The organism is Mesorhizobium sp. B2-3-15 (genome assembly GCF_006442875.1).
GTDB classification, from domain to species: Bacteria; Pseudomonadota; Alphaproteobacteria; order Rhizobiales; family Rhizobiaceae; genus Mesorhizobium; species Mesorhizobium australicum.
On the sequence record NZ_VFVO01000014.1, the window covers coordinates 21,994 to 47,502 of the forward strand.

Below are 25,509 nucleotides of genomic sequence, written 5' to 3' on the forward strand. Positions count from 1 at the left end.
GGCGATATCAAGCTCTGGCCCTCACTACCAAAATCAGGCCACAAAGCAATCGACAGTGGGCAGGAAGGGCGCTATTGCGCTTGGTTCAGACTCGGCGCATGCGAAAATGCGCATAAATCGGAAGTAACCATGCTTGGTATATTGAGAAGCGCGGCGGGTACCTGGGTCGCGAAAACATTGCTTTCGCTGCTGGTGGTCAGTTTCGCCGCCTGGGGCATCTCCGGACGGCTGATGGGCGGCTTCGCGGGCCACGATTCGGTAATAACGGCCGGCGGCACCAAGGTATCGATCAACGAATACCGCCTCGCCTATGACCGCCAGCTCGCCGTCATGTCGCAGCAGTTTGGTCAGCGCCTCACGCATGAACAGGCAAAGGCGCTCGGCATCGACAACCATGTGCTGGCGCAACTCGTTTCCGGTGCCGTCCTCGACGAGCAGGCACGCAAGCTCGGCCTCGGCCTTTCCAAGGATCGGCTGGCCGAACTCACCCGCGAAGACCCGGCTTTCAAGGGCCCTGGCGGTCAGTTCGACCGAAGGACATTCGACTACATGCTGCACCAGGTCGGCATGCGGCCCGAGGATTATCTGAAGAACCGTGCCCAGGTAGCGGTGCGCCAGCAGATCGTCGAGGCGGTCTCGGACGGCCTCAAGGCGCCGGACACGTTCTTCAAGGCGGTCGCGCTCTACCGCGGTGAAGACCGCACCGTCGACTATTTGACTTTGCCGAAGGCGCTGGTCGAGCCGATCGCGGCGCCGAGCGACAGCGTGCTTCAGGCCTATTTCGAGGCCAACAAGAAGAGCTACGCCGCACCTGAATACCGCAAATTCTCGTATGTTCGCCTCGAACCGGCGGACATAATGGATACGACCGCGGTCACCGACCAGCAGGTCAGTGACGACTACAACAAGAACAAGTCACGCTACACCACGCCCGAAATGCGCACCATCGAGCAGCTTGTGTTCAAGACACCGGATGCCGCCAAGGCGGCACTCGATTCGCTCAAGGCCGGCGCTACCTTCGACAAGCTGGTGACCGCCGAGGGCAAGACCCCGGCCGACACGCTGCTTGGCACGCTCGCCAAGGACAAGATCGCCGACAAGGCTGTTGCCGATGCCGCCTTCGCGCTCAACGCCAACGAAGTCAGCCAGGTCGTGCAGGGCGCCTTCGGTCCGGTGCTGCTGCGCGTGACCGAGATCAAGCCCGAGGTGGTGAAGCCGCTCGCCGAAGTGTCGGACCAGATCCGCAAGGACCTGGCGCTGGGCGAGGCAAGCCGCATCCTTCTGGATGTGCACGACAATTATGAAGACACCCGCGCATCGGGCAGTTCGCTGGCCGATGCCGCCGCCAAATTGAAGCTTAAGGACATCACCATCGACGCCATCGATCGCAACGGCCTGAGGCCCGATGGCTCCATCGTCAAGGACCTGCCGGAATCGCCGGCGCTGATCAAGGCCGTCTTCGATGCGGAACCGAACACCGAAAACGAGGCGCTGACCACGGCGGACAACGGCTTCGTCTTCTATGAGGTCGGTTCGATCACACCGGCCCGCGACCGCACTCTTGATGAGGTGCGCCAAAAGGTTGTCGCCGACTGGACGGCGGCCGAGACCGCCAAGCGGCTCGCCGCCAAGGCGGACGAACTCGAGAAGCGCCTCAAGGCCGGCACCACGCTCGACGTCATCGCCGGCGAACTCAAGCTGGAGAAGCAGACCAAGCGCGGCTTGAAGCGCGAAGCCGACGATGCCGATTTCGGCAAGGAAGGCGCCGCCGTCATGTTCGGCGTCGGCGAAGGCGGCACCGGATTGATCCCCTCGCCCACCGGCGACGGCCAGATCCTGTTCAAGGTCGCCGAAGTGTTCGAACCGGCCGGCGCCGACGCCAGCTCGGTGCCGGACGACGCGCAGAAATCATTCACCTCCGGCATGTCCGACGACCTGCTCGACCAGTTGGTGGCGCAGTTGCAGACGCAGTACGACGTCCGCGTCGACCAGGCCGCCGTTGCCCAAGCCTCGACAAGATGAGCGCGCTGAAAACCCATATCGCCAAGGTCGCGACCGGCACCGCACTGTCCTTCGAGGAGGCCTGCGAGGCCTTCGACATCATCATGTCGGGCGATGCGACCCCAGGGCAGATCGGCGGCTTCCTGATGGCGTTGCGCGTACGCGGCGAGACGGTGAGCGAAATATCGGGCGCTGTCGCCACGATGCGCGCCAAGATGCTGCGCGTCGATGCTCCTGACGGCGCCATCGACATCGTCGGCACCGGCGGCGATAATTCGCACTCGGTCAACATCTCGACGGCTTCCGCCTTTGTCATTGCCGGCAGCGGCGTGCCGGTCGCCAAGCACGGCAATCGCGGCCTGTCCTCGCTGACCGGCGCGGCCGACGTGCTAATTGCCCTTGGCGTCAGGATCGACATCGCGCCGGAGCTAATCGGCAAGTGCATCCATGAAGCCGGCGTCGGCTTCATGTTCGCGCCAGCGCACCATCCGGCGATGAAGCATGTCGGTCCGGTTCGTGGCGAGCTTGGTACGCGCACCATCTTCAACCTGCTCGGCCCGCTTTCGAACCCGGCTAGCGTCAGGCGGCAGATGGTCGGCGTGTTCATGCCGGAATGGATCATGCCGGTGGCCGAAACGCTGAAGGCGCTCGGCACCGAGCATGCCTGGGTCGCCCACGGCGATGGTTATGACGAGATCACCACCACAGGCGACACACAGGTAGCCGAACTGGTTGGCGGCGAAATCCGCAGCTTCACGCTGACCCCGGAAGAGGTTGGACTGAAGCGTCATACCAAGGATGAGTTGCGTGGCGGTGATGCCGCCTACAATGCCAAGGCCTTGCGCGATATGCTGGGCGGCACCGCCGGCGCCTATCGCGACACGGTGTTGATGAATGCCGGCGCCGGACTGGTGATTGCGGGCAAGGCGACGACGCTCGGTGACGGCATCGCCATCGCCGCACAGGCCATCGACAGCGGCCGGTCGCTGCAGGTGCTCGACCGGCTGGTCGAGATTTCGAACGGGTGAACCGTGTCTGACATTCTGCGCAAGATCGAAGTCTACAAGCGCGACGAGATCGCCGCCGCCAAGGCAAGCGTGCCGCTGGCAGAGATCAAGGCGCGCGCGAAGGACGCCGACGCGCCGCGCGGGTTCCTCGCCGCGCTCGAAGCCAAGCGCGGATCGGGTGGCTTCGCACTGATAGCCGAGATCAAGAAGGCAAGTCCGTCCAAAGGGCTGATCCGTGCCGATTTCGATCCGCCGAGCCTGGCCAGGGCCTATGAAAAAGGCGGCGCGGCCTGTCTTTCCGTGCTGACCGATGCGCCCTCCTTTCAGGGCGCACCGGAGTTTCTGACCGAGGCGCGAGCCGCCGTGACGCTGCCCGCCCTGCGCAAGGATTTCCTGTTCGACCCCTACCAGGTCTACGAGGCGCGGGCCTGGGGCGCGGACGCCATTTTGATCATCATGGCCAGCGTCGATGATGCCATGGCCAGCCAACTCGAATCGACTGCGTTCGAGCTCGGCATGGACGCCCTGATCGAGGTGCACGATGAAGCCGAGACCGAGCGAGCGCTGAAACTGTCATCGCAATTGATCGGCATCAACAACCGCAATCTGCGGACATTCGAGACCAGCCTCGATACGTCGGAGCGGCTGCGGGCGATGGTGCCGGGGGGTCATTTGCTGGTCAGCGAAAGCGGCATTTTCTCGCATGACGATTGCCTTAGACTGCAAAGGATGGACATCGGTGCCTTCCTGGTGGGCGAGAGCTTGATGCGCCAACGGGACGTGACCGCTGCAACGCGCTCGCTGCTCACGGGCAAGGCGTCCGATGCGGGCCGAAAATCGGAATCGATTTTCGGAGAGCACGATGCATAGAGTCAAAGTGACAGAGCGCACTCTGTGCGTCCGAATGGACGCACGTCGCTCTATGGCGATTTGACGATGACAGGCGCTCTCACCCATCTTGGCGCACAGGGCGAGGCCAACATGGTCGATGTCGGCGGCAAGGACGAGACGACGCGCACCGCGATCGCCGAGGGTTTCGTCTCGATGCAGCCAGAGACGTTGAAGACCATCCTCGCCGGCAATGCCAAAAAAGGCGATGTGCTCGGCACGGCGCGCATCGCCGGCATCATGGCAGCGAAGAAGACCCATGAGTTGATCCCGCTCTGCCACCCCCTGCTGCTGACCAAGGTTTCCGTCGACATAGAGCCTGACCATGCTCTGCCCGGCCTGAAGGTCACCGCCCTTGCACGCGTCACCGGCAAGACCGGCGTCGAAATGGAAGCATTGACGGCAGCCTCGGTGGCCTGCCTGACCATTTACGACATGGCCAAGGCGGTTGACCGCGCCATGGTCATCTCCGGCATACGGCTGGTCGAAAAGACCGGCGGCAAGTCCGGCGACTACAAGGCAGGGCTCTGATGGCACTGGTTCCGGTCGCCGACGCGCTCGAGCGCCTGCTCGACGGCGCCGTGCCGCTGGCCGGCGAAAGCGTCCCGCTCATCGAGGCGATCGATCGTGTGCTGGCGGAATCGGTCATGGCGCTGCGCACCCAGCCACCCTTCGACGCTTCGGCCATGGACGGCTATGCGGTGCGAGCCGCCGATATCGCGTCGGTGCCGTCGAAACTCTCGGTGATCGGCATGGCGCCGGCCGGACGCGGCTTTGACGGCGCGGTCGGCCAGGCACAGGCAGTGCGTATCTTCACCGGCGCACCGCTGCCTGACGGCGCCGACACCATCGTCATCCAGGAAAACGTCCGGGATCTCGGCGGCGGCAACATCGAAGTGATCGAGCCAACCGCCGTGTGGCGTAACATTCGCCGCGTCGGCCTCGATTTTTCCAAGGGCGACGTGCTGCTGGAGAAGGGGCGCGTGCTCGACCCGGCGGCACTGTCGCTGACGGCATCGGCCAATCATCCCCGAGTAGGCGTGGTGAAACGGCCGCTGGTCGCCATCATCGCCACCGGTGACGAGTTGTTGCCGCCCGGCAGCGAACTCGGGCCCGACCAGATTATCTCGTCCAACGCCTACGGCGTCGCCGCGGCGGCACAATCGGTCGGTGCCTGTGCGCTCGATCTCGGGATCGCCGCCGACCGCAAGGACGACATCGCCGGCCTGGTCAGGAAAGCGGTCGCGGCGGGTGCCGATGTCATCGTCACGCTGGGCGGCGCCTCGGTCGGCGACCACGACCTGATCCATGACGTGCTGACCGGCGAAGGCATGACGCTCGGCTTCTGGAAGATCGCCATGCGTCCCGGCAAGCCGCTGATGTTCGGGCGCCTCGGCGATATCAGATGCATCGGCCTGCCCGGCAACCCGGTAGCAAGCCTGGTCTGCTCGCAATTGTTCCTGAAGCCGCTTCTGGCAAGGCTGGGCGGTCGCGACCATCGTCAGGACATCCGCCCGGCTCGGCTGGGCGCCGCAATGGCGGCGAATGATCTGCGCCAGGATTATGTGAGGGCGGTGGTCAGGGAGGATGACGGCGAACTGGTGGCGACGCCGTTCGGCATCCAGGATTCCTCGATGCTGAGGATGCTGGCCGATGCCAACGGACTGGTCGTTCGCGCGCCTTTTGCCCCTGCATCCGCTGCGGGCGACGCTTGCAGCGTTCTGATGTTGCGCTGAAGTATTTCGTAATAACTTACTGATCACAGGGCTTATTCCGAGATCAAGGTCCGCGTCAATGCATGCGCCGGATCGGCCAGGCCATCAACTACATCGTAGTGATGCCGGTCGGGCTCGACCACGGCACTGGTGGTGGCGCCAAGCCCGGTCCAGATGTTGGCCAGCAACGCATTCTGTCGCAGGAACTCCGAGCGCTCGCCGCCGCCGGCCCAGCAGGTGATGCGGGCACCATCGATTGGCCGCAGCAGTGCCGGGCTTTCCGTCAGCGCCTCATGCTCATCGATTTTCAGCACGGCGTTCATGCCGGTGCGCATCAGCGGGCGCAAATCATGCAAGCCGGAAATCGAAACGACGTGGCGTATGCGCCGCACGACATCGGTGGCGAGCGGTGTGGTTGTGGTCACCATGCGGCTGGCGAGATGTCCACCGGCCGAATGTCCGGTCAACATCAGCGGTCCCCCGACCATTGCCGCCGCTTTGCCGATCGCCGCCCCGATTTCGCTGACAATGCCGGCAATGCGGATGTCCGGGCACAGCGTGTAGGAAGGCATAGCCACCGCAAAGCCGTTGCCGACCGCGCCCTTGGCGAGATGCGACCATCCGCTTTTATCGGACTCCAGCCAGTAGCCGCCATGGATGAACACGACGAGCCCCTTGGGCGTGGCCTCCGGCAGGAAAAGATCGAGCCGGTTGCGTGGCCGATTGCCATACGCGATGCCGAACCGTGCCCGGCCCTCCCCCGACAGTGCGTCACGGAACGCTTGCGCTGGTTCCGACCAGGCGGCCGGCCACCGGTCGCTGCCGGCAATATTCGCGCCGTTGGCATAGGCATTATCCCAATCGGCAATGCGATGGTCGAGCATCGGCACCCTCCCCAAAAGCGTCGTCTCAGTGCTAGCAATGGCCGCCACCAGGCCGTGCGTCAAGGCTTTGGGATGAAACATTTTAGGCTTGAAACAAATTTCGACTGGTGCGATCCTGCCTTCGGAACAGCCGACAAAATGGGAGGTCCGCTGTGCCGTCCGAACCCGCCGATGGTCACCTTTCCGGTGACATGTCGACAAGGGTGTAGCCGGCCGCACGAAGCCTTCCGCGAGAGACAGGAATTCAGATCCACCGCCGCCGGCCAGGTGCCACGCACACTGCCAAGCGGCAGACAGGGACAGCGACGACATGCTTGGGCCTTCAGCGCATACCGACACGTTCACGCGCGATAATCTGCCGCCACCCGAGCAATGGCCCGACTTCCTGCTCGACGGCTTCGATTATCCAGAACACCTCAATGCCGGTGTCGAATTGACCGACAGGCTGGTCGAGAAGGGCCTTGGTGACCACACCGCGCTGATCGGCAATGGCCGCCGCCGCACTTACAAGGAACTGTCCGACTGGACGAACCGGCTTGCCCATGCGCTGGTCGAGAACTACGGCGTCAAGCCGGGGAACCGGGTGCTGATCCGCTCCGCCAACAACCCGGCAATGGTCGCCTGCTGGCTGGCCGCCACCAAGGTCGGTGCTGTCGTCGTCAACACCATGCCGATGTTGCGCGCCGGTGAACTCACCAAGATCGTCGACAAGGCCGAGATCACGACCGCGCTCTGCGACACCAGGCTGATGGACGAGATGACCGCCTGCGCCAAGGACAGCGCGTTCCTGAAGCAGGTGATCGGCTTCGACGGCACCGCCAACCATGACGCCGAGATCGACCGCGCCGCCCTCGACAAGCCGGTTACCTTCACCGCCGTCAGCACCGGCCGCGACGATGTCGCCCTGCTCGGCTTCACTTCGGGCACGACCGGCGTGCCGAAGGCGACGATGCATTTCCACCGCGACCTGCTGATCATCGCCGATGCCTACGCCCGTGAAGTCCTGCAGGTGACGCCCGACGACATCTTCGTCGGCTCGCCGCCGCTCGCCTTCACTTTCGGCCTTGGCGGGCTTGCCATCTTCCCCCTGCGCTTCGGCGCGGCGGCAACGCTTCTGGAACAGGCGACGCCACCCAACATGGTCCACATCATCGAGACCTACAAAGCGACCATTTCCTTCACCGCGCCGACCGCCTACCGGGCCATGCTGAAGGCCATGGACGAAGGCGCCGATCTGTCATCATTGCGCGTTGCCGTCTCGGCCGGCGAGACCTTGCCGGCCCCGGTCTTCGAAGAGTGGACGCGAAAGACCGGCAAGCCTATCCTTGACGGCATCGGCGCCACCGAAATGCTGCACATCTTCATCTCCAACCGCTTTGACGACAGGAAGCCCGCTTCGACGGGCAAGCCGGTGGGCGGTTACGAGGCGCGCATCGTCGACGAGGAGATGCGCGAGGTGCCGCGTGGCGAGACCGGACGGCTGGCGGTGCGCGGGCCGACCGGCTGCCGCTACATGGCCGATGACAGGCAGAAGGACTATGTGCGCGATGGCTGGAACCTCACCGGCGATACCTTCACGCAGGATGAGGACGGCTTCTTCCACTTCGCCGCGCGTTCCGACGACATGATCGTCAGCGCCGGCTACAACATCGCCGGACCCGAGGTCGAAGCGGCGCTGCTGTCGCATCCCGATGTCGCCGAATGCGCGGTCATCGGTGCCGAGGATGGCGAGCGCGGCCAGATCGTCGAGGCGCATGTCGTGCTGGTGCAAGGTGTCCCGCCAGACGCAATGACCGTCAAGCGCCTCCAGGACCACGTCAAGGCAGCCATCGCGCCCTACAAATACCCCCGATCGGTCAAATTCATCGCCGCTCTGCCGAAGACCCAGACCGGCAAGATCCAGCGGTTTCGGCTGCGCACGGAGAAGATCAATTGAGCGAGCCTTACGATCCGGCCTCTGAAGGCGCAGAGATGTCGTTCAAGGAGCGCATGTCCTACAGCGACTATCTGCACCTGGAGAAAGTGCTGGAGGCCCAGACACCGCTGTCCTCGGCGCATGACGAAATGCTGTTCATCATCCAGCACCAGACATCGGAATTGTGGATGAAACTCGCTTTGCACGAGATTGGCGCGGCGATCCGCTCGATCCGTGCCGACCGCCTCGAACCGAGCTTTAAGATGCTGTCGCGTGTCGCCCGCATTTTCGAGCAGTTGAACAATGCCTGGGACGTGCTGCGCACGATGACGCCCAGCGAATACACCGAGTTCCGCGACGCGCTCGGCCAGTCCTCGGGTTTCCAGTCCTGGCAGTATCGCGCCATCGAGTTCATGGCCGGTAACCGCAACCTCGCCATGCTCGGGCCGCACAAGCATCGGCCGGACCTCAGCCAGAAGCTGGAGGCGATCCTGGCCGAGCCGTCGCTCTACGATGAAGCGCTGCTGCTTCTGGCGCGCAACGGCTTCGAGATCGGGGCGGACGCAAAGCGCACGGATTGGCGCGAGACGCGGACCGGGAACGAAGAAGTCCTGGTCGCCTGGCAGACGGTGTACCGCGATCCACAGCGCTACTGGATGTTTTATGAACTGGCCGAGAAGCTGGTCGACTTCGAGGACTATTTCCGCCGCTGGCGCTTCAACCACGTCACCACTGTCGAGCGCATCATCGGCCTGAAGCGCGGCACCGGCGGCACGTCGGGCGCCTCCTATCTCAAGAAGATGCTCGAAGTCGTCCTGTTTCCGGAACTGTGGACGGTTCGCACCCGGCTCTGAACTCTCGTCTGACGCAATTCCTGTGGGAAACCGCGTCACATTTTTCCCGGCTTCGCGCCGGCTTCAGGTCACCGCCGTCTTGACCGCGAAGCGTGCATCCTGCCAGGCGCCAGTGCGCAGGATATCTTCCAGGACCTCGACCGCCTGCCATACATCGGCGTAGCCGACATAGAGCGGGGTGAAGCCGAAGCGGATCGTCGACGGCGCACGGAAATCGCCGATCACACCGCGCTCGATCAAGGCCCGCATCACCTGGTAACCGTTGGGATGGAGGAAGGACACCTGGCTGCCACGCTGATTGCCGTCGCGCGGGCTTTCCAGCTCCAGGCCGTAGGCGCCGCATCTGGTCTCGACGAGCTGGATGAACAGGTCGGTGAGCGCGACGCTCTTCTTGCGCACCGTCGCCATGTCGACATCGTCCCAGATATCCAGCGCCCCCTTCAGCGCTCGCATCGATAACACCGGCTGCGTGCCGCACAGGAACCGGCGGATACCGCTCCCGGCCGCATAACCCTGCTCGAAGGCGAAGGGCCGCGCATGGCCCCACCAACCGCTGAGCGGCTGCTGGACTTTATCGTGATGACGCTCGGCGGCGTAGATGAAGGCCGGCGCGCCCGGGCCGCCATTGAGATATTTGTAGGTGCAGCCGATGGCGAAATCGGCATTGGCGCTGTCGAGCTCGACAGGCAGCGCGCCGGCGGTGTGGCAGAGATCCCAGACGATCAGCGCTCCGACCTGATGGGCCTTGCATGTCAGTGCCGCCATGTCGCGCAGCTGGCCGGACTTGTAGTTGACGTGGTTGACCAGGATGACCGCAACGCGCTCGTCGATGAGCTCCTCAATGGTCGGCGCATCAACGCCCTCAAGCCGCAACACCGTGCCGGGGCGCGTCGAGGCCACGCCTTCGGCCATGTAGAGATCGGTTGGAAAGCTGTCGCCCTCGGCGACGATGACCGAGCGGTCCGGCCGCATGCCGAGTGCGGCATGCAGCACCTTGTAGATGTTGATCGAGGTCGTATCGCAGACCACCGTCTGGCCGGCCGCCGCGCCGATCAGCCGCCCCAGTTGGTCGCCGAGCGCGACCGGCATGTCGAACCAGCCGGCGGTGTTCCAGGCACGGATCAGATCCTGCGCCCACTCCTGGGTCGCGGCCTTCCGCAGCTCGTCGAAGACGGCGGGTGCCGCGGCGCCGAGTGAATTGCCGTCGAGATAGATGACGCCTTCCGGCAAGATGAACCGGTCGCGCATGGCACGCAGCGGGTCCGCCGCATCCATGGCATCGACAGCTGCGAGATCGAGCGTCGTAGGCATCATTTGTGACATTCCCTGGTTATTCACGCCTTGGTCATTCACGCCGGGTTACTCACGAATCGCTTCGCGAACCGGTGCGGGCCCCCGGCTGCGCTTGAGGCTGGGCAAGGCAAGCATGGCCAGTACGAACAGGCCCGTGGCAAGCTTCAGGTCAGGCGGCGGCATGCCGGCCGCCAGGCAGAACGACACCAGCTGGTAGTAGATGATCGCGCCGGCGAAGGGCGCTAGCAATTGCCGCCACACCGTCTGCTTGCCGACGACGGCTTCGCCGATCATCAGCGCGGCAAGGCCGTTGATGAGAATTCCCAGGCCCATATTGACGTCGGCGAACCCTTGCGACTGCACCATCAGCGCACCGCTTGACGCCGAAAAAGCGCTGGCCAGCCCGACACCGCCTATGGTCGCGGCCCAGACATTGATGCCTTGCGCCTCGGCCATGTCAGGATTGGCGCCCACGGCGCGCACGGCAGTCCCCTTCTCGGTCCTGAAGAACATGTAGAGCAGCATGAAGGCGGCAAGCGCGAGGAGACCCGCGACGACAATCTTGCTGGCGGGGAAACCCGGCCGCGCGAACGGCACCCAGTCGAACACCGAGGGCGAACCGAAGACGGACAGGTTGGACTTGCCCATAATGCGAAGGTTGATGCTGTAGAGCATCGTCATCATCAGGATGCCCGCAAGCAGCGTGTGGATGCGGAAGCGCAGATGGATGAAGGCGGTGCAGCAGCCCGCCGCGAAGCCGGCGACAAGGGCGGCAGCAACGCCCATCAGCGGCGATGCGCCGGCGGCAAGGAGAACGCCGCAGACGCAGCCGCCCAGCGGAAAAGCGCCTTCGCTGGTGAGATCGGGAAAATTCAGCATGCGAAACGGGATCATGATCCCGAGCACGACAAAGGCCAGGATCAGACTTTGCGCCAGGGTGACCGGCATGATCGCGACGAAGCTGGTGAGAACGTCCCCAACAAAATCCATGATGATCAGCTCGCCAGCAACATGCGATCGGTCTTGACGGAGAAATGGCCGATCAGATCAATAACCGTGACCCTCGCCTTCTCCTGCCCGGCGACTTCCAGGAGCACCCGGCCCGCATCGAGCATGATCACCCGGCTGCCATAATCGACGGCGTGTTGCATGTTGTGGGTCACCATCAAAGTCGTCAGTTTCAGCGCGTTGACGGCGCGCACGGTCGCTTGCATGACGATTTCGGCCGTGCGCGGGTCGAGGGCCGCGGTATGCTCGTCGAGCAGCAGCAAGTCCGGCGATCCGCCGACCGCCATGATCAGCGACAAGGATTGCCGCTGCCCGCCGGAGAGCAGGTCGACGCGCGTGTCGAGACGATTTTCCAGACCGAGACCCAGGATCGACAGGCGTTCCCTGTAGGATGCAAGCCGGGTGGTGTTCAGCCCCGGGCGCAAGGTGCGCTTTTGGCAGCGCAAATCGGCCAGCAGCATGTTTTCCGCAACCGTCATGCTGGCGGCGGTGCCGCGCATCGGGTCCTGGAACACGCGCGCCAGTTTCGCGGCGCGCTTGTGCACCGGCATTGCAGTCACGTCGGCGCCGTTGATCAGGATCTGGCCGGAATCGAGGATCAGGGCGCCGGAAATGGCGTTGAGCATGCTGCTCTTGCCGGCCCCGTTGGAGCCGATGACGATGCCGAACTCTCCGGTGGCCAAGGACAGGCTGAGACCGTCCAGCGCGACCTTCTCGTCGGCCTGGCCCTTGTAGAACACTTTGCGCGCGGATCGAATCTCGAGCATCGTTTCTCCCTGACCTCGGGATGACGGCGCCGACGCCGTCACCCCAGCAGTTCCGATGTTAGTCGACGATGCAGCCGCAATCGGCCATTGAAGCCGGTATCTCGATGCCGAACGCGGCCATCGCCTTGCGCGAGATCGTTGCCATGTGGTCCTTGTAGGCCGGGCGCGACGGCGCGATCGTCTTGGGATCCTTGCCCTTGAGGATCTCGGCGGCGATGTTGCCGGCGTTGACGCCGACCTGCGTGTAATTGACCGCGAAGCTCGCCGGCACGGTGCCGTTACGGACCGCACTGTCATCGGAGTTGACGACCGGGATACCGGCCTGGCGCGCGGCCGCGGAGACAGCTGCGATCGCCGGCTGTATCAGGTTCGAGGCCGGGCCGTAGATCACGTCGGCCTTGCCGGCGAGCGAAGCGATGCGTTGCTGGATGTCATTGACGTTGTCGATGCCGACCTCCACCACCTCGAAGCCCGCGGCCGGTGCCGCCGCCTTGATCTTTTCGACCAAGGCAACGTCATTGGCCTCACCGGGATTATAAGGCACGCCGAAGCGCTTGGCGTTCGGCAGCAGCTTCTTGGTGAAGGCCATCACCGCGGCGACGTCCTGCAGATCGCTGGCGCCGGTCATGCCTTCGTCTCCGGCGTCCCATGACGGCACCAGCTTGGCCGCCACCGGATCGGTGACCGCGGCAAAAACGATCGGAATGCCGGAACCGGCGAGCGCTTTCTTGGCGATCTGTGAGACCGGCGTGGTGATGGTGTAGATCAGCTTGGGTTGCTCGGCCTGCAGCTTGGCGATCATCTGCGGCACCAGCGATGCATCGAAATTGGTGTGGCTCTCCGTGTAGACGACGTCCTTGCCCTCGACGAAGCCATTGTCCGTCAGCGCCTTCTTGAAGCCGGCTATGGCGGCGTTCAATTGCGGATGCTCGCCGAAATTGGCAATGCCGATACGGATCTGATCGGCCGCGGCACTGCCGGCGCCGACCATCAATGCGCCCGCCAGGGCCAAACCCGACAACCAAGCGGATTTCGACTTCAACATCATTTCCTCCCAGATTTGATCAGGGCCGCTCGGAAACGCGGCTACTACGGCGATCATGGTCAGTCCGCCGGTCTGTGTCAAACATTATATATAATTGTTGCTAGGACCCGGTATCATATATACTTTCGCCAGACGACGGATTGATCACGATGCTGGATGAAACAAGTTCCACAAAAACGGAAGCCGCCTATCAGCTGTTGCGGCGCGACATCCTGACCACGCGCCTCATGCCGGGCGCCCCGCTCAAACTGAGTGCGCTGCGCGGCACCTATGGCGTCGGCTGGACACCGTTGCGCGAAGCCCTGTCGCGGCTCGAGGCCGAACGCCTGGTCACCGCGATCAGCAATCGTGGTTTTGCCGTGGCTCCGGTGTCGCGGGCCGAGCTGGAGGATCTGGCACGCGCCAGGATGGTGGTCGAGATACCCCTGTTCCTCGAATCGATGGAAAAAGGCGGCAGGGAGTGGGAGGATGCCGTGGTCACCGCCCACTACCGGCTCTCGCGTTGCAAGACGGCGGTCGACGATCCCTCGGACGCGGCCGTCGACAGATGGGACGAGAACCACGAGGCTTTCCATGCGGCGCTGCTGAGCGCCGCCACATGCGACTGGCTGTTGCGGTTCCGCTCGACGATCTCGGATCAGCTGCGCCGGCATCATCGCTTTCTTGGTCTGGCGCCGACACTGCGGGCCGCGGCCGGCCTCAAGGATGGCTATGAAGAGGCAATCGAAGCGCTACGCGAAGCGATTGCGATCGAACACCATACCGCGATCATGGAAGCGGCGCTCGACCGTGACGTCGAGCGGGCCAAGGCGCTGATGACGGCGCATATCGGCTACACACTGCACGTCTATGTCCACAGCGAAGACAGCGGCGCTACCAGATACGCCGCTCGCGCCGGCAGCTTGAAGGCGGGTTCGGGATAACTTCAGCGCTTCCGCGACGCCTATTCGAACGCGCTGGCCGGAGTGCGCCGAACGCCCCGATCCATGGCCGCCCGAAGCTACCAATCGTTGGCATTTTGGTTTCGTTTCGTTCCGCGAATAATGGCTCCGCGAATTATACGTCCCTCCGAGGAGAAGCCTTCCAACTAACTGATGCCAAAGCCTCGTCGGCGGATGGGCCACAGGCCATTAACCAAAACGATTTCAATGCGCCTGCCGACGGCGGAAAGGACTGGTTGCCGCCCGCCGTCGCGGGCAAAAAACTTCAGACCCCTTAACAAATTCATTAAACTTTAAACGGTTGCAGAACACAACTGGAACAGATAGTGTTTGTTCTGGGTTTGTTTTTTCGATTCTGGTTCAACCTTTCGTTCAATGTCTTGGGGGCCGCCATGCTGACACGCAAGCAACATGAACTGCTGATGTTCATCCACGAACGGCTCAAGGAAAGCGGGATACCGCCTTCCTTCGACGAGATGAAGGAAGCACTCGATCTTGCCTCCAAGTCGGGGATCCATCGCCTGATCACGGCCCTGGAGGAGCGCGGCTTCATTCGCCGGCTACCCAATCGGGCGCGCGCGCTGGAAGTGCTGCGGCTGCCGGACTCGATCGCGCCGGGCCTCAATGCGGCAAAGAAGTTCTCGCCAAGCATCATCCAAGGCAGCCTTGGCCAAGGCAGTCTCGGACGCCAGATCAGGCCGGCCGCTGCGCCTTCGCGCCTGCCCGCGGCCGGCAACGACGACGACGCGGTTTCAGCCGTGTCCATCCCGGTCATGGGCCGTATCGCCGCCGGTGTGCCGATCGATGCCATCCAGCATCAGACGCATTCGATCTCGGTGCCGCCGGACATGATCATGGGCGGCGAGCACTATGCGTTGGAGGTTAAGGGCGACTCGATGATCGAGGCTGGTATCTTCGATGGAGACACGGTCATTATCCGCAATGCCGACACGGCAAGCCCGGGCGAAATTATCGTGGCACTGGTCGACGAAGAGGAAGCGACACTGAAGCGGTTCCGCCGCAAAGGCGCTTCGATCGCGCTCGAAGCCGCCAATCCAGCCTACGAAACGCGCATTTTCGGGCCGGACAGGGTCAAGGTACAAGGCAAGCTGGTCGGGTTGATCAGGCGCTACTGAACCGGCTTGTTATCGGGCTTGTCGGGTTTTTTGTACGGCGGCAGCCCCCTCGCCTCGCGTGAGAATTTTCGCTGTTCGTGCCAGGGCCGGTATGGTCCGTCGACGGCAAATGCGATCGCGGCCCGGGTCGTGGCCGACTGGGGATTGAAGAAGACGGCAGCGCTTCCCTTGCGGGCGAGCTGCCGTTTGGTGACGACGAGAACCAGTGGATTGTGGCAGGCGTCATAGGCGGTTGCGTCATTGACGATGATCAGGTCGGCGAAAGCGCAGGCTTTCCAGGTGGTCTTGCGGTCCTCGACATAGGCAATGATCGCGCCGGAAGGGTGCCTGGCAAGGCACAGGCCTTCGCGGCAGTAGAAGGGCGATCCCGGCGGCAGGTCGGTGGGACTGGCAACATCGAATTGCCTGTCTGTCGTGTCGAACATTTCCGGTTTGACGATTGTTTCGGAGATCAGGGCGCGTTTCCAGTTGTCGGTTGCGAATTCGTTCGGACGTTCCCGGTTGACGGCCAGTTCGCCATTGCCGATCGGCAGCGCGACCAGCCGCGCATCTTCCGAGATCAGCACATCGGGCGCGCGTGTGTGCGACACAGTCAACAGGCCGGCGAGCGCGAATGGCAGCGCCGCGAGCCGCAGCCATGTCGTCGCCATCGTCGCGATAACCAGCGCGACGGTGACCAGCAGCACGGATTGCTGCGAAATCAGCCCGACTCCATCGACCGGAGAGCGCTCCGATATCCACGCCGACACGGCGATCATTGCGGTCAGGCCCTTGCCCATGAGGTAGAGAGCCGGCCAATCCAGTCCGAATGGCATCAACAGCGCGCTGGCGACGGCCAGGAACATCACGACCGACACGATAGGCATCACGGCCAGATTGGCGAACAGGCTGAGCGGCGATACCCGCTGGAAATGCCAGATGGCAAACAACGCCGTGGCGCTGCCGGCGATAATGGACGTCATGGCCAATCCACCTGTCGCCAGCAGGAATTTTCGCGTCAGGAACCCGGGCAGCGATCGCTTTGGCGGCGGTGGCCGCGTCTTTCCCGCACGGTGATCGGCCCAGCCGGCATAAGCGCCAACCAGGGCCGCGGTCGCGGCGAACGACATCTGAAAGCTCGGGCCGACGACCTCGTGAGGCGAGACCAGGATGACGGCGATCGCCGAGATCCCCAGATTGCGCATGGTCAGCGCAGCGCGATCGAAGAAGACGGCAATCAGCATCACCGCCAGCATGATGAAGCTGCGTTCGGCGGCAACGACGACACCGGAAATGATGAGATAGGCCGCGATCGAGAACAGTGCGGCGGCGGCCGCGTATTTCTTCACCGGCCGGCGCGCGGAAAAGTCTGGAAACAGCGCGAAGGCACCACGCAGCAGACCCATGATGGTGCCGGCCACAAGCGCCATATGCAGTCCCGAAATAGAGATGATGTGATAGATGCCGGTACGCCGCATCGCTTCATTGATTTCATCGGGTATGCCGGCGCGCACGCCGACGATCAGCGCCGCCGCGATCTCGCCTTCAGCGCCGCCGACGCTGCCCCTGATGTGGTCGGCGATGGCTTCGCGGGCATTTTCGATGCCTGAAAAAAGGCGAGCCGATAGCGGCATCTCACCGTCGTCGGCGGAAACAACCGTTGGATTGCCGAGAAAGAAGCCGCTGCCGCCGATGCCGGCGAAATAGCTGTCAAAAGAGAAGTCGTAGCTGTCCGGCCGCACCGGGCCGGTCGGCGGCAACAGTTTGGCGTAGCCTGTGATGAGCGAGCCGGCGGTCATTCCCGGCGGTATCTTGCGTGCGGAAAGCCGGACCCTTTCCGGCGCATAGCGCAGTTTCGGCCGGGCGGTCGAAATCACGTCCATGGTCAGCCGGATGCGGCCGCTCTCCATCTCCTCGATCGAGACCACGCGGCCGGTCAGTTGCGTGGAGATTTCCGAACCCAGCATCCGGGTTCCGGCTCGCCATGTTTCGACCTTCGCCGCGAGCAGGCCCAGCGCGCACAACAGCACTGCCATGAGACACAGATGGGTTTTGGGCCAGGAACGCGAGACGAAGGCACAGACCGCCATCAGCACCACGACCGCGACGGGCTTTGCAAAGTCGGGCTCGGACGCCAGCGAGAAATAGGCGATCGCCCCAACGGCCAGACAGACCGGCACCAGCAGGAACGCGATGCCTCGGTCGAGTTCAAGCTCCGCCGCCCGGGTCACGCCATGGCGCAGGCGAGGCAAGGATACCAGGCCGATTTGCCGGCGCACGCGCGCGATCCTGCCCGCGGCAGGAGCCGGCGCCGGCGCCTGCCCACCTGCCTGCAGCGACCTGGTTTCGGGTGCAGCCACGAGCGGAGATGGCAGTGGGATCGTCGCAGGCGCCGCAAACAGGGATCGCTCGCTGACGCCGATAGCGGCATCCTCGCCCCGATCCGAGCCCCGGCCTCGTCCAGTCATCGGGTCTGCCCCTTGCACCCTCGACGTCCTATGCTACATGAACGCGCAACGCGCGAAAGTCCGCACGCTCTGCACCCAGCTTCAGACGTTTTCCGAGAGTTCCATGCCCGACAAGGTCATCACCCGTTTTGCCCCCTCGCCGACCGGCTATCTGCACATCGGCGGCGCGCGCACGGCGCTCTTCAACTGGCTCTATGCAAAGCATACCGGCGGCACGATGCTGCTGCGCATCGAGGACACCGATCGCGAGCGTTCGACCGATGCGGCCACATCGGCCATTCTCGATGGCCTGACCTGGCTTGGCCTTTCGTGGGACGGTGACGCGGTCTCCCAATTCGAGCGCGCGCCGCGCCATCGCGAGGTGGCCGAGGAGCTGGTGCGCCTGGGCAAGGCCTATTACAGCTACGAGACTTCAGCCGAGCTCGAGGCAATGCGCGAAGCTGCACGCGCCAAGGGCCTACCGCCACGCTATAACGGCCATTGGCGTGACCGCGACCCCTCGGAGGCGCCGTCCGGCGTCAAGGGCGCCATCCGCATCAAGGCACCGACCGAGGGCGAGACGGTGGTGCAGGACCGGGTCCAGGGAGACGTGCGCTTCCCCAACAAGGATCTCGACGACTTCATCATCCTGCGTTCGGACGGCAACCCGACCTACATGCATGCCGTCGTCGTCGACGATCACGACATGGGCGTCACCCACATCATCCGTGGCGACGATCACCTGACCAACGCCGCCCGCCAGACCGTGATCTACAACGCCATGGGCTGGGACGTGCCGTCGATGTCGCATATCCCGCTGATCCACGGCGCCGACGGCGCCAAGCTGTCGAAGCGCCACGGCGCGCTCGGCGTCGAAGCCTATCGCGCCATGGGCTATCTGCCGGAGGCGCTGCTCAATTATCTTGCGCGGCTCGGCTGGAGCCATGGCGACGACGAGATCATGTCGATCGAGGACATGGTCTCGTGGTTCGACATTGGCGACGTCAACAAGGGCGCGGCGCGCTTCGATTTCGCCAAGCTGGAAGCGATCAACGGCGCGCATATGCGACGTATGGCCGACACCGAGCTGTTCGATATCTTTATCGCCACCTTGCCCTATCTGGAGGGCGGCCCGGCGATGGCGGCTCGGCTCAACGAGAAGAACAAGGCGCAGCTGCTGGCAGCACTTCCGGGCCTGAAGGAGCGCGCCAAGACGCTGGTCGAGCTTGTCGACGGCGCCGCCTTCCTGTTTGCCGCGCGGCCGCTGCCGATCGACGACAAGGCGGCACTCCTGCTCAATGACGACGCGCGCAAGATCCTGCGTGGCGCTCACGAAGCTTTGAAGTCGCTGTCAGGCGACTGGACGGCGGCCACGGCCGAGGCCGCGATCCGCGACTTTGCGCTGGCTGGCGGGCACAAGCTTGGCGCCGTGGCCCAGCCGTTGCGGGCTGCGTTGACCGGCAAGAGCACGTCACCGGGCGTATTCGACGTGCTTGCCGTTCTGGGGCGTGAGGAAAGCCTGGCGCGCGTAGCGGATCAAATCGATTAGGAGCAAACTGGCCCAAGAAGATTGGCATTGAAAGGCGGGTTTCGCAGTGCAACATTAGGCCTTGGCCCAATCTGGCACGCACCTCCTAGAATGCGGTGGCGAATACGCGCATTGCGGTGATTTCGACGTGTCGCTCTGCGGAATTTGCCTTTGCCGGCATGAGGAAACAAGAAGGAGTTTGCAATGACCGAAGCTGCGAAAAAACTGGATGTGGGCGGCCAAGAGGCCACGGCAACGCTGGAATTCGCCGGCAAGACTCACGAATTCAAGGTGCGAAGCGGCTCGGTCGGACCTGACGTCATCGACATCGCCTCGCTCTACAGCACCACCGGCGCCTTCACCTATGACCCCGGCTTTACCTCGACGGCAAGCTGCGAGTCGGAAATCACCTTCATCGATGGCGACGCCGGCATCCTCCTGCATCGGGGCTATCCGATCGACCAGTTGGCCGAACATGGCGACTTCCTCGAAGTCTGCTACCTCCTGCTCTACGGCGAATTGCCGACCAAGGCGCAGAAGGACGATTTCGACTACCGCGTGACGCGCCACACAATGGTGCACGAGCAGATGTCGCGCTTTTTCACCGGCTTCCGCCGCGACGCGCACCCGATGGCGGTGATGTGCGGCGTGGTTGGCGCGCTGTCGGCCTTCTATCACGACTCGACCGACATCTCCGACCCGTACCAGCGCATGGTTGCCTCCATGCGCCTGATCGCCAAAATGCCGACGATCGCGGCCATGGCCTACAAATACCACATCGGCCAGCCCTTTATTTACCCGAAGAACGATCTCGGTTTCGCGGCAAACTTCCTGCACATGTGCTTTGCCGTGCCGTGCGAGGAGTACAAGATCAACCCGGTGCTGGCGCGCGCCATGGAGCGTATCTTCATCCTGCATGCCGATCATGAGCAGAACGCTTCGACCTCGACCGTTCGCCTCGCCGGCTCCTCGGGCGCCAACCCGTTCGCCTGCATCGCCGCCGGCATTGCTTGCCTGTGGGGCCCGGCCCATGGCGGCGCCAACGAAGCGGCGCTCAACATGCTGGGCGAGATCGGCCATGTCGATCACATCCCGGAATTCATCGCTCGCGCCAAGGACAAGAACGATCCATTCCGCCTGATGGGCTTTGGCCACCGCGTCTACAAGAACTACGATCCGCGTGCAAAGATCATGCAGAAGACGGCGCATGAGGTTCTGGGCGAACTCGGCATCAAGGATGATCCGCTGCTCGACATCGCGATGGAACTGGAAAAGATCGCGCTGACCGATCCCTATTTCATCGAGAAGAAACTCTACCCGAACGTCGACTTCTATTCCGGCATCACGCTGAAGGCGCTGGGCTTCCCCACCACCATGTTCACTGTGCTGTTCGCGGTTGCCCGCACGGTCGGCTGGATCGCCCAGTGGAAGGAAATGATCGAGGATCCACGCCAGAAGATCGGCCGTCCGCGCCAGCTCTACACCGGCGCGCCGGAGCGCGACTACGTGCCGATCGCCAAGCGCTGAGACGAGTGAGTAGAGTGAGTAGTGAGTAGTGAGTAGTGACTAGTGAGTAGTCAGGTTAGAGAGTTTTCTAACTCACTATTCACTACTCACTACTCACTAACCACTACTCACTACTCACTACTCACTACTCACTATTCACCACTCACTACTGCCTACTCACTCTCTTGATACACCCCATCACCACCTGCGCCGCGATCTCACCGGACGGGTTGTCCGTTGCCATGCGCCGTGAAATCTCGGCGAACCCGTCTTTCTGCCAGGCGCGCATGCCACTGTCGGCCAACAGCGCTTCCAGTTGGCGTGCCAGATTGTTCGGTCTGACGTATTCGTCGTAGAACTCCGGGATCAACGCGCGATCCGAGATCAGGTTGGGCAGCAGCGCCGACCAGACCGAAACGAGATATCGCGCCACGGCGCGTGCGACAGGGTCGAGCCGGTAGCAAGAGATCATCGGCACGCCGGACAGTGCCAGTTCCAGGGAGACGGTGCCGGACGCGATCAACGCCGCGTCGGCCTTGCCGAAGGCCTGCCATTTGCGTTCCGGCTCCAGGATAATCTCGGGTTTTTCATCCCAGCGCGTGACCGCGGATCGTACGGTGTCCGCGACATGCGGCACCGTCGGCAACATCAGCCGAAGCCGATGCCCGCGTGCCCGCAGCATCGACACGGTCTCGCCGAACGGCTCGAGCAGCCGTCGCACCTCGCCGCGCCGCGAGCCGGGCAGGACAAGCAGCGTCTTCACGCGGTCTGGTGAAAGATCACGCGGCTGGGCCTGCGCCCTGGCGGCCGACAGCACGCCGGGATCATGCGTCAGGCGATGGCCGACATAGGTGCCGGGCGGGCCACCCAGCCGATCGAGCTCCTTCACTTCGAACGGCAGGATGCACAGGATGTGATCGACATACGGCTTCATCGCCACCGCCCTGCCCGGCCGCCATGCCCAGACGCTCGGGCAGACATAGTGGACGATCGGGATCGTCGGGTTGGCGGCGCGCACCTTTTTGGCGACGCGCAGCGAAAAATCGGGGCTGTCGATGGTGACGAGGCAGTCCGGCTTGGCATCCGCAACCAGCCCCGCCAGCTGACCGATCCGCCGCATCAGGCGCGGCAGGTCACGCAGGACGGCGCTAAACCCCATCAGCGCGACCTCGCTGGCGTCGAACGGCGAAACCAGCCCAAGCGCCTGCAGGTGGCGGCCACCGAGGCCGACGAGTTGCACCTCGCGCCCCGTTATTTGGCGCAGCGACTGGACAATGTCGGCGCCAAGCAGGTCGCCTGACTCCTCGCCCGCGACGATCGCGATCTTCAGCGCCCTGTCAGCCATGACCTGACTCCGTTGCGGCCAGACCGACAATGAACAGCCCAAGGTCATTGGCACGCGAGAGGGTTGCGGGACCTTCGAGGATCAGGGAGCGTCCCGCCTCGACGGCAATGCCGGCAAGCCCGGCCGCATGCGCTGCTTCTACCGTCTGGGGCCCTATGGAAGGAAGATCCGCGCGCAGCTCCTGGCCAGGCTTGGCGCATTTGACCAGCACACCGCGCGTCTTGCCGGCGATACGGCCGTGGCCGCGCAGCAGCCTGGCGCGGTCCAGCAATCCGGCCGTGCCCTCGATGCCTTCAAGCGCAATGGTCCGGCCGCCGACCGCGATCGCCGCCTGGCCGATATCCAGCGCCCCGATGGCTTTTGCCGCGGCAAAACCTGCCTCGATGTCGCGCCAGTCCGACTTCCGGGGCGTGGCCCTGGTCAACACCCCTTCGGCGGCGACAAGGTTCGGCACGATCTCGTGGGCGCCCACGACCTTTATCCCCCGGGCCTCGAGCCCGCGCGCCACCACCTTGAGCAGTCCATCGTCGCCGCGCGCCAACGCCATGACGACGACGGGTATCACAGCGAGCAGGCTGAGGCTTGGGCGCATCTGTGTCAGCCTTGGCCTGCGCTTAATCTCGCCGGCAAGCACCAGATGCGTAATCCGGTTACGCTTGAGCAGCGGAATGAGCGATCCTATCGCCTCCAGGGCAAGGGTCTCATGCTCGTAACGGCACAATTCAGCCAGGCGGTCGGCCTCACCGTCCATGAGCACGACGAAGGGCGGATGACCCTGTCCGGCCAAACCGGCAGCGACTTCGACCGGAAGGCTGCCGCCGCCGGCGATGATGCCGACCCTGGCACCAGGCGGGAGATCAAGACCAGCCGCGGCTGTCTCAGCCTTCGTCATCGGCATCGTCGCCATCGCCGCCCTTGAGCGATGGCACCGCATAGTGCCGCTTGCCGCGACTGGTGATGAAGTCGATGATCTTCATCGCTGTCGGCGACGAGGCGAACTCCACCTTGGCGAACTCGATGTTCTCGCCCACGGTGCGGGAGCGGTCGAAGATCGTCTTGTAGGCCTTGCGCAGCAGATGGATTTCGGAACGCGGCAGACCGGCGCGCTTGAGGCCGATGATGTTCAAGCCGCGCAGGCTGGCGCGGTTACCGACGGCGATGGCATAGGGAATGACATCACCGACAAAAGCCGAGCACCCGCCAAGAAAGGCGTTGTCACCCACGCGCACGAATTGATGGACGGCGCTGAGGCCGCCAATATAGACGTTGTTGCCGATCTCGCAGTGGCCGCCCAATGTCGCCCCATTGGCGAAGGTGGCGTTGTTGCCGACGGCACAGTCATGGGCGATATGGGCGTAGGCGAGGAAATTGCCATTGTCGCCGACCGTGGTTTCGCCACGGCTGGTGTCGGTGCCGACATGCATGGTCACGCCTTCGCGGATGGTGCAGTTGGCGCCGATGACCAGCGTCGTGCGGCCGCCCTTGTGCTTGGTGTTTTGCGGCGGTGCGCCCAGTGTCGCCATCGGATAGACCTTGGTCGACGCCCCGATAGTGGTCGCGCCCATCACCGAGACATGGCTGACCAGTTCGACCCCGTCGCCGATCACGGCATCGGCGCTGACATGGCAGAACGGCCCTATGCGCACACCCTGGCCGATCTGGGCGCCTTCTTCCACGACGGAGGAAGGATGGATTGACGTCTTGATTTTCATAGGCACTCGATCGTCAGTCGCCGGTGACCATCATGGCTGAAATCTCGGCCTCGGCCGCCTTGGTACCTTCGACCAGGGCTTCACAGGCGAATTTGAGCAGGTTGCCGCGCTTCTTGATTTTCTTGACATGGATCTTCAACTGGTCGCCGGGGACGACCGGTTTGCGGAATTTGGCGTTGTCGATGGTCAGAAAATAGACCAGCGATGGCTTCGACGCCCCGAGGCTGCGGATGCAGATGGCTCCGGCCGTCTGGGCCATGGCCTCGACGATCAGCACGCCAGGCATCACCGGCTGCTCCGGGAAATGCCCCTGAAAATGCGGCTCGTTTATGGTCACGTTCTTGATGCCGATGGCGGAGTCGTCGCCGTCGATGTCCACGATGCGGTCGATCATCAGGAAGGGATAGCGGTGCGGCAGGAGCTTCATCAGCCCCAATATGTCGACCGCTTCCAGCGTTGTCGCCGCCACCATGTCAGCCATTGTCCTTGCCCTGCTTGCGTGCCCTGGCCATCGTGCGCAACATGGCTATCTCTCGCATGGCTTCCGCCATCGGCTGCGCCGGATAGCCACCCCAGATCTCGCCGGCGGGAACATTGCTCATAAATCCACTTCTGGCTGCAAGCTTGGCACCTGTACCAATCGTCAGATGATCCGCAAGCCCGACGCCGCCGCCCATGGTGACATTGTCACCCACCACCACGGAACCGGAAATACCCGACAGCCCGGCCACTATGCAATTGCGACCGATGCGGACGTTATGGGCGATCTGAACGAGATTGTCGATCTTGGTGCCTTGCCCGATGATCGTATCGGACATGGCGCCACGATCGACGGTGGAATTGGAGCCGATCTCGACATCATCCTGGATGACGACGCGTCCGATCTGTGGAACACGCTCCGGCCCCTTGGCGCCGCCGACAAAGCCAAAGCCGTCCTGGCCGATCCTGGCGCCACCATGGATGATGACCCGATTGCCGATCAGAGCGTACTGGATACTGGCGCCCGGGCCGACATAACCGTCACGGCCAATCTGGCAGGACTGTCCGATGACGGCGTTGGGCGCAATGACTGTGCCGCTGCCGATCGAGACACCAGGCCCGATGACCGCGCCGGCCTCGATGATAGCGCCGGCTTCGACATGCGCCGTCGGATCGACATGGGCATGCGGCGAAACACCAGTTTCACTGGTCATTGGCCCCGGCGTGGCGGCTGTCGGGAACAGCAGGCGCCCAACCAGCGCGAAAGCCTGCTGCGGCCGTGGATGAGTCAAGACAGCGACGCTGGAAGGCGCCTTGTTTGCGAATTCGGCCGTGCATAGGACCGCTGCCGCGCGCAGCGACGGCATCAGCGCGGAATTACGCCTGCCGTCGACGAAGACAAGCGCATTGGCGCCGCCTTCATTGGCCGGCGCCAGCGCTTCGATCAAAACGTCGGATTGGCCGGAATCGACAAGCACCGAGCCGGTCAGATTCGCGACTTCGGCCGCCGTATACCGGCGTGATGGCGCGAAGAACACCGGATCGGTCATTCCAGAAGC

At 63.4% G+C, this 25,509-nt stretch carries 22 protein-coding genes; 11 read left to right on the forward strand and 11 right to left on the reverse strand.

Going from position 1 to position 25,509, the window contains the following annotated elements; genetic code table 11:
- The first annotated feature begins 129 nt into the window (after window positions 1-129).
- The 5 genes from FJ954_RS25180 to glp all read left to right on the forward strand — a co-directional run bounded on the left by FJ954_RS25180 (window position 130) and on the right by glp (window position 5,632).
- Complete coding sequence (locus FJ954_RS25180) at window positions 130-2,022, forward strand: peptidyl-prolyl cis-trans isomerase (RefSeq protein WP_140664067.1); 1,893 nt, start codon at window positions 130-132, stop codon at window positions 2,020-2,022.
- Window positions 2,019-3,029: an anthranilate phosphoribosyltransferase gene (trpD, locus tag FJ954_RS25185; RefSeq protein WP_140664070.1), complete on the forward strand. Its 1,011-nt coding sequence runs from the start codon at window positions 2,019-2,021 to the stop codon at window positions 3,027-3,029. Before FJ954_RS25180 ends, trpD begins: the two co-directional genes overlap by 4 nt.
- 3 nt (window positions 3,030-3,032) lie before the next feature.
- A complete protein-coding gene (trpC, locus tag FJ954_RS25190; protein WP_015317808.1) occupies window positions 3,033-3,878 on the forward strand; it encodes an indole-3-glycerol phosphate synthase TrpC in 846 nt (281 codons plus the stop codon).
- 66 nt (window positions 3,879-3,944) lie between these two features.
- Window positions 3,945-4,427, forward strand: a complete 483-nt coding sequence (gene moaC / locus FJ954_RS25195; RefSeq protein WP_015317807.1) for a cyclic pyranopterin monophosphate synthase MoaC — start codon at window positions 3,945-3,947, stop codon at window positions 4,425-4,427.
- The gene (gene glp / locus FJ954_RS25200; protein WP_140664072.1) at window positions 4,427-5,632 is read left to right on the forward strand and encodes a gephyrin-like molybdotransferase Glp; all 1,206 of its coding nucleotides are present in this window, start codon (window positions 4,427-4,429) and stop codon (window positions 5,630-5,632) included. Before moaC ends, glp begins: the two co-directional genes overlap by 1 nt.
- A 32-nt stretch (window positions 5,633-5,664) precedes the next feature.
- On the opposite strand, the gene FJ954_RS25205 is transcribed toward glp, so the two are convergent.
- The gene (locus tag FJ954_RS25205) at window positions 5,665-6,495 is read right to left on the reverse strand and encodes an alpha/beta hydrolase (RefSeq protein ID WP_140664075.1); all 831 of its coding nucleotides are present in this window, start codon (window positions 6,493-6,495) and stop codon (window positions 5,665-5,667) included.
- Window positions 6,496-6,805: 310 nt separating this feature from the next.
- Here FJ954_RS25205 and FJ954_RS25210 point away from each other — a divergent pair, with 310 nt between their 5' ends.
- Together FJ954_RS25210 and kynA are read left to right on the forward strand one after the other, a co-directional pair.
- Window positions 6,806-8,431 carry an AMP-binding protein gene (locus FJ954_RS25210; RefSeq protein ID WP_140664078.1) on the forward strand — a complete coding sequence of 542 codons (1,626 nt, stop codon included), beginning with the start codon at window positions 6,806-6,808 and terminating at the stop codon, window positions 8,429-8,431.
- A complete protein-coding gene (kynA, locus tag FJ954_RS25215; protein ID WP_140664080.1) occupies window positions 8,428-9,264 on the forward strand; it encodes a tryptophan 2,3-dioxygenase in 837 nt (278 codons plus the stop codon). The genes FJ954_RS25210 and kynA overlap by 4 nt, the downstream gene beginning before the upstream one ends.
- A 63-nt stretch (window positions 9,265-9,327) precedes the next feature.
- Here the strand turns inward: kynA and kynU are convergent, their stop codons facing one another.
- From kynU to FJ954_RS25235, 4 genes are read right to left on the reverse strand one after another with little or no spacing between them, the layout of a single operon-like run.
- On the reverse strand, window positions 9,328-10,575 hold the full coding sequence (gene kynU, locus FJ954_RS25220; RefSeq protein ID WP_140664317.1) for a kynureninase: 1,248 nt from the start codon (window positions 10,573-10,575) through the stop codon (window positions 9,328-9,330).
- Window positions 10,576-10,623: 48 nt separating this feature from the next.
- Window positions 10,624-11,547 carry an ABC transporter permease gene (locus FJ954_RS25225; RefSeq protein WP_140664083.1) on the reverse strand — a complete coding sequence of 308 codons (924 nt, stop codon included), beginning with the start codon at window positions 11,545-11,547 and terminating at the stop codon, window positions 10,624-10,626.
- A gap of 5 nt (window positions 11,548-11,552) precedes the next feature.
- On the reverse strand, window positions 11,553-12,332 hold the full coding sequence (locus tag FJ954_RS25230) for an ABC transporter ATP-binding protein (protein WP_140664086.1): 780 nt from the start codon (window positions 12,330-12,332) through the stop codon (window positions 11,553-11,555).
- 58 nt (window positions 12,333-12,390) lie between these two features.
- Entirely contained in the window at window positions 12,391-13,377 is a 987-nt protein-coding gene (locus tag FJ954_RS25235) for an ABC transporter substrate-binding protein (RefSeq protein WP_140664089.1), read from the reverse strand.
- A 149-nt stretch (window positions 13,378-13,526) separates the two neighbouring features.
- Here FJ954_RS25235 and FJ954_RS25240 point away from each other — a divergent pair, with 149 nt between their 5' ends.
- Window positions 13,527-14,300, forward strand: coding sequence for a GntR family transcriptional regulator (locus FJ954_RS25240; protein WP_140664092.1), 774 nt, complete (start codon window positions 13,527-13,529; stop codon window positions 14,298-14,300).
- 410 nt (window positions 14,301-14,710) lie between these two features.
- Complete coding sequence (lexA, locus tag FJ954_RS25245) at window positions 14,711-15,454, forward strand: transcriptional repressor LexA (RefSeq protein ID WP_140664094.1); 744 nt, start codon at window positions 14,711-14,713, stop codon at window positions 15,452-15,454.
- Here lexA and FJ954_RS25250 read toward each other — a convergent pair.
- A complete protein-coding gene (locus tag FJ954_RS25250) occupies window positions 15,448-17,901 on the reverse strand; it encodes a ComEC/Rec2 family competence protein (RefSeq protein WP_140664097.1) in 2,454 nt (817 codons plus the stop codon). The two genes, lexA and FJ954_RS25250, sit on opposite strands and share 7 nt — an antisense overlap.
- A 103-nt stretch (window positions 17,902-18,004) precedes the next feature.
- Between FJ954_RS25250 and gltX the strand changes: the two genes are divergently transcribed.
- Both gltX and gltA read left to right on the forward strand, forming a co-directional pair.
- On the forward strand, window positions 18,005-19,429 hold the full coding sequence (gene gltX / locus FJ954_RS25255) for a glutamate--tRNA ligase (protein ID WP_140664100.1): 1,425 nt from the start codon (window positions 18,005-18,007) through the stop codon (window positions 19,427-19,429).
- Window positions 19,430-19,612: 183 nt separating this feature from the next.
- The gene (gene gltA / locus FJ954_RS25260) at window positions 19,613-20,935 is read left to right on the forward strand and encodes a citrate synthase (RefSeq protein WP_015317794.1); all 1,323 of its coding nucleotides are present in this window, start codon (window positions 19,613-19,615) and stop codon (window positions 20,933-20,935) included.
- Between the two features lie 145 nt (window positions 20,936-21,080).
- On the opposite strand, the gene lpxB is transcribed toward gltA, so the two are convergent.
- Genes lpxB through lpxD form a run of 5 tightly spaced genes read right to left on the reverse strand, consistent with a single transcriptional unit; the run spans window position 21,081 to window position 25,500 of the window.
- Window positions 21,081-22,259, reverse strand: a complete 1,179-nt coding sequence (lpxB, locus tag FJ954_RS25265) for a lipid-A-disaccharide synthase (protein ID WP_140664103.1) — start codon at window positions 22,257-22,259, stop codon at window positions 21,081-21,083.
- The gene (locus FJ954_RS25270; RefSeq protein WP_246681151.1) at window positions 22,252-23,151 is read right to left on the reverse strand and encodes an LpxI family protein; all 900 of its coding nucleotides are present in this window, start codon (window positions 23,149-23,151) and stop codon (window positions 22,252-22,254) included. The genes lpxB and FJ954_RS25270 overlap by 8 nt, the downstream gene beginning before the upstream one ends.
- Window positions 23,138-23,971 (reverse strand): acyl-ACP--UDP-N-acetylglucosamine O-acyltransferase, encoded by an 834-nt coding sequence (gene lpxA / locus FJ954_RS25275; protein WP_140664109.1) that lies wholly within the window; start codon window positions 23,969-23,971, stop codon window positions 23,138-23,140. Before lpxA ends, FJ954_RS25270 begins: the two co-directional genes overlap by 14 nt.
- Window positions 23,972-23,984: 13 nt before the next feature.
- Complete coding sequence (fabZ, locus tag FJ954_RS25280) at window positions 23,985-24,452, reverse strand: 3-hydroxyacyl-ACP dehydratase FabZ (protein ID WP_015317790.1); 468 nt, start codon at window positions 24,450-24,452, stop codon at window positions 23,985-23,987.
- Window positions 24,445-25,500, reverse strand: coding sequence for a UDP-3-O-(3-hydroxymyristoyl)glucosamine N-acyltransferase (gene lpxD / locus FJ954_RS25285; protein ID WP_015317789.1), 1,056 nt, complete (start codon window positions 25,498-25,500; stop codon window positions 24,445-24,447). Before lpxD ends, fabZ begins: the two co-directional genes overlap by 8 nt.
- Window positions 25,501-25,509: the final 9 nt, after the last annotated feature.

Excerpts from the sequence above, each read along its gene's own strand:
- lpxB (WP_140664103.1), bottom strand. The coding sequence starts at position 22,259 with ATGGCTGACAGGGCGCTGAAGATCGCGATCGTCGCGGGCGAGGAGTCA.
- FJ954_RS25210 (WP_140664078.1), top strand. The coding sequence starts at position 6,806 with ATGCTTGGGCCTTCAGCGCATACCGACACGTTCACGCGCGATAATCTG.
- FJ954_RS25205 (WP_140664075.1), bottom strand. The coding sequence starts at position 6,495 with ATGCTCGACCATCGCATTGCCGATTGGGATAATGCCTATGCCAACGGC.
- glp (WP_140664072.1), top strand. The coding sequence starts at position 4,427 with ATGGCACTGGTTCCGGTCGCCGACGCGCTCGAGCGCCTGCTCGACGGC.
- gltX (WP_140664100.1), top strand. The coding sequence starts at position 18,005 with ATGCCCGACAAGGTCATCACCCGTTTTGCCCCCTCGCCGACCGGCTAT.
- FJ954_RS25250 (WP_140664097.1), bottom strand. The coding sequence starts at position 17,901 with ATGACTGGACGAGGCCGGGGCTCGGATCGGGGCGAGGATGCCGCTATC.
- fabZ (WP_015317790.1), bottom strand. The coding sequence starts at position 24,452 with ATGGCTGACATGGTGGCGGCGACAACGCTGGAAGCGGTCGACATATTG.
- kynU (WP_140664317.1), bottom strand. The coding sequence starts at position 10,575 with ATGCCTACGACGCTCGATCTCGCAGCTGTCGATGCCATGGATGCGGCG.
- gltA (WP_015317794.1), top strand. The coding sequence starts at position 19,613 with ATGACCGAAGCTGCGAAAAAACTGGATGTGGGCGGCCAAGAGGCCACG.
- moaC (WP_015317807.1), top strand. The coding sequence starts at position 3,945 with ATGACAGGCGCTCTCACCCATCTTGGCGCACAGGGCGAGGCCAACATG.
- lexA (WP_140664094.1), top strand. The coding sequence starts at position 14,711 with ATGCTGACACGCAAGCAACATGAACTGCTGATGTTCATCCACGAACGG.
- FJ954_RS25225 (WP_140664083.1), bottom strand. The coding sequence starts at position 11,547 with ATGGATTTTGTTGGGGACGTTCTCACCAGCTTCGTCGCGATCATGCCG.
- lpxA (WP_140664109.1), bottom strand. The coding sequence starts at position 23,971 with ATGAAAATCAAGACGTCAATCCATCCTTCCTCCGTCGTGGAAGAAGGC.
- FJ954_RS25235 (WP_140664089.1), bottom strand. The coding sequence starts at position 13,377 with ATGTTGAAGTCGAAATCCGCTTGGTTGTCGGGTTTGGCCCTGGCGGGC.
- FJ954_RS25270 (WP_246681151.1), bottom strand. The coding sequence starts at position 23,151 with ATGACGAAGGCTGAGACAGCCGCGGCTGGTCTTGATCTCCCGCCTGGT.
- FJ954_RS25240 (WP_140664092.1), top strand. The coding sequence starts at position 13,527 with ATGCTGGATGAAACAAGTTCCACAAAAACGGAAGCCGCCTATCAGCTG.
- FJ954_RS25180 (WP_140664067.1), top strand. The coding sequence starts at position 130 with ATGCTTGGTATATTGAGAAGCGCGGCGGGTACCTGGGTCGCGAAAACA.
- lpxD (WP_015317789.1), bottom strand. The coding sequence starts at position 25,500 with ATGACCGATCCGGTGTTCTTCGCGCCATCACGCCGGTATACGGCGGCC.
- trpD (WP_140664070.1), top strand. The coding sequence starts at position 2,019 with ATGAGCGCGCTGAAAACCCATATCGCCAAGGTCGCGACCGGCACCGCA.
- FJ954_RS25230 (WP_140664086.1), bottom strand. The coding sequence starts at position 12,332 with ATGCTCGAGATTCGATCCGCGCGCAAAGTGTTCTACAAGGGCCAGGCC.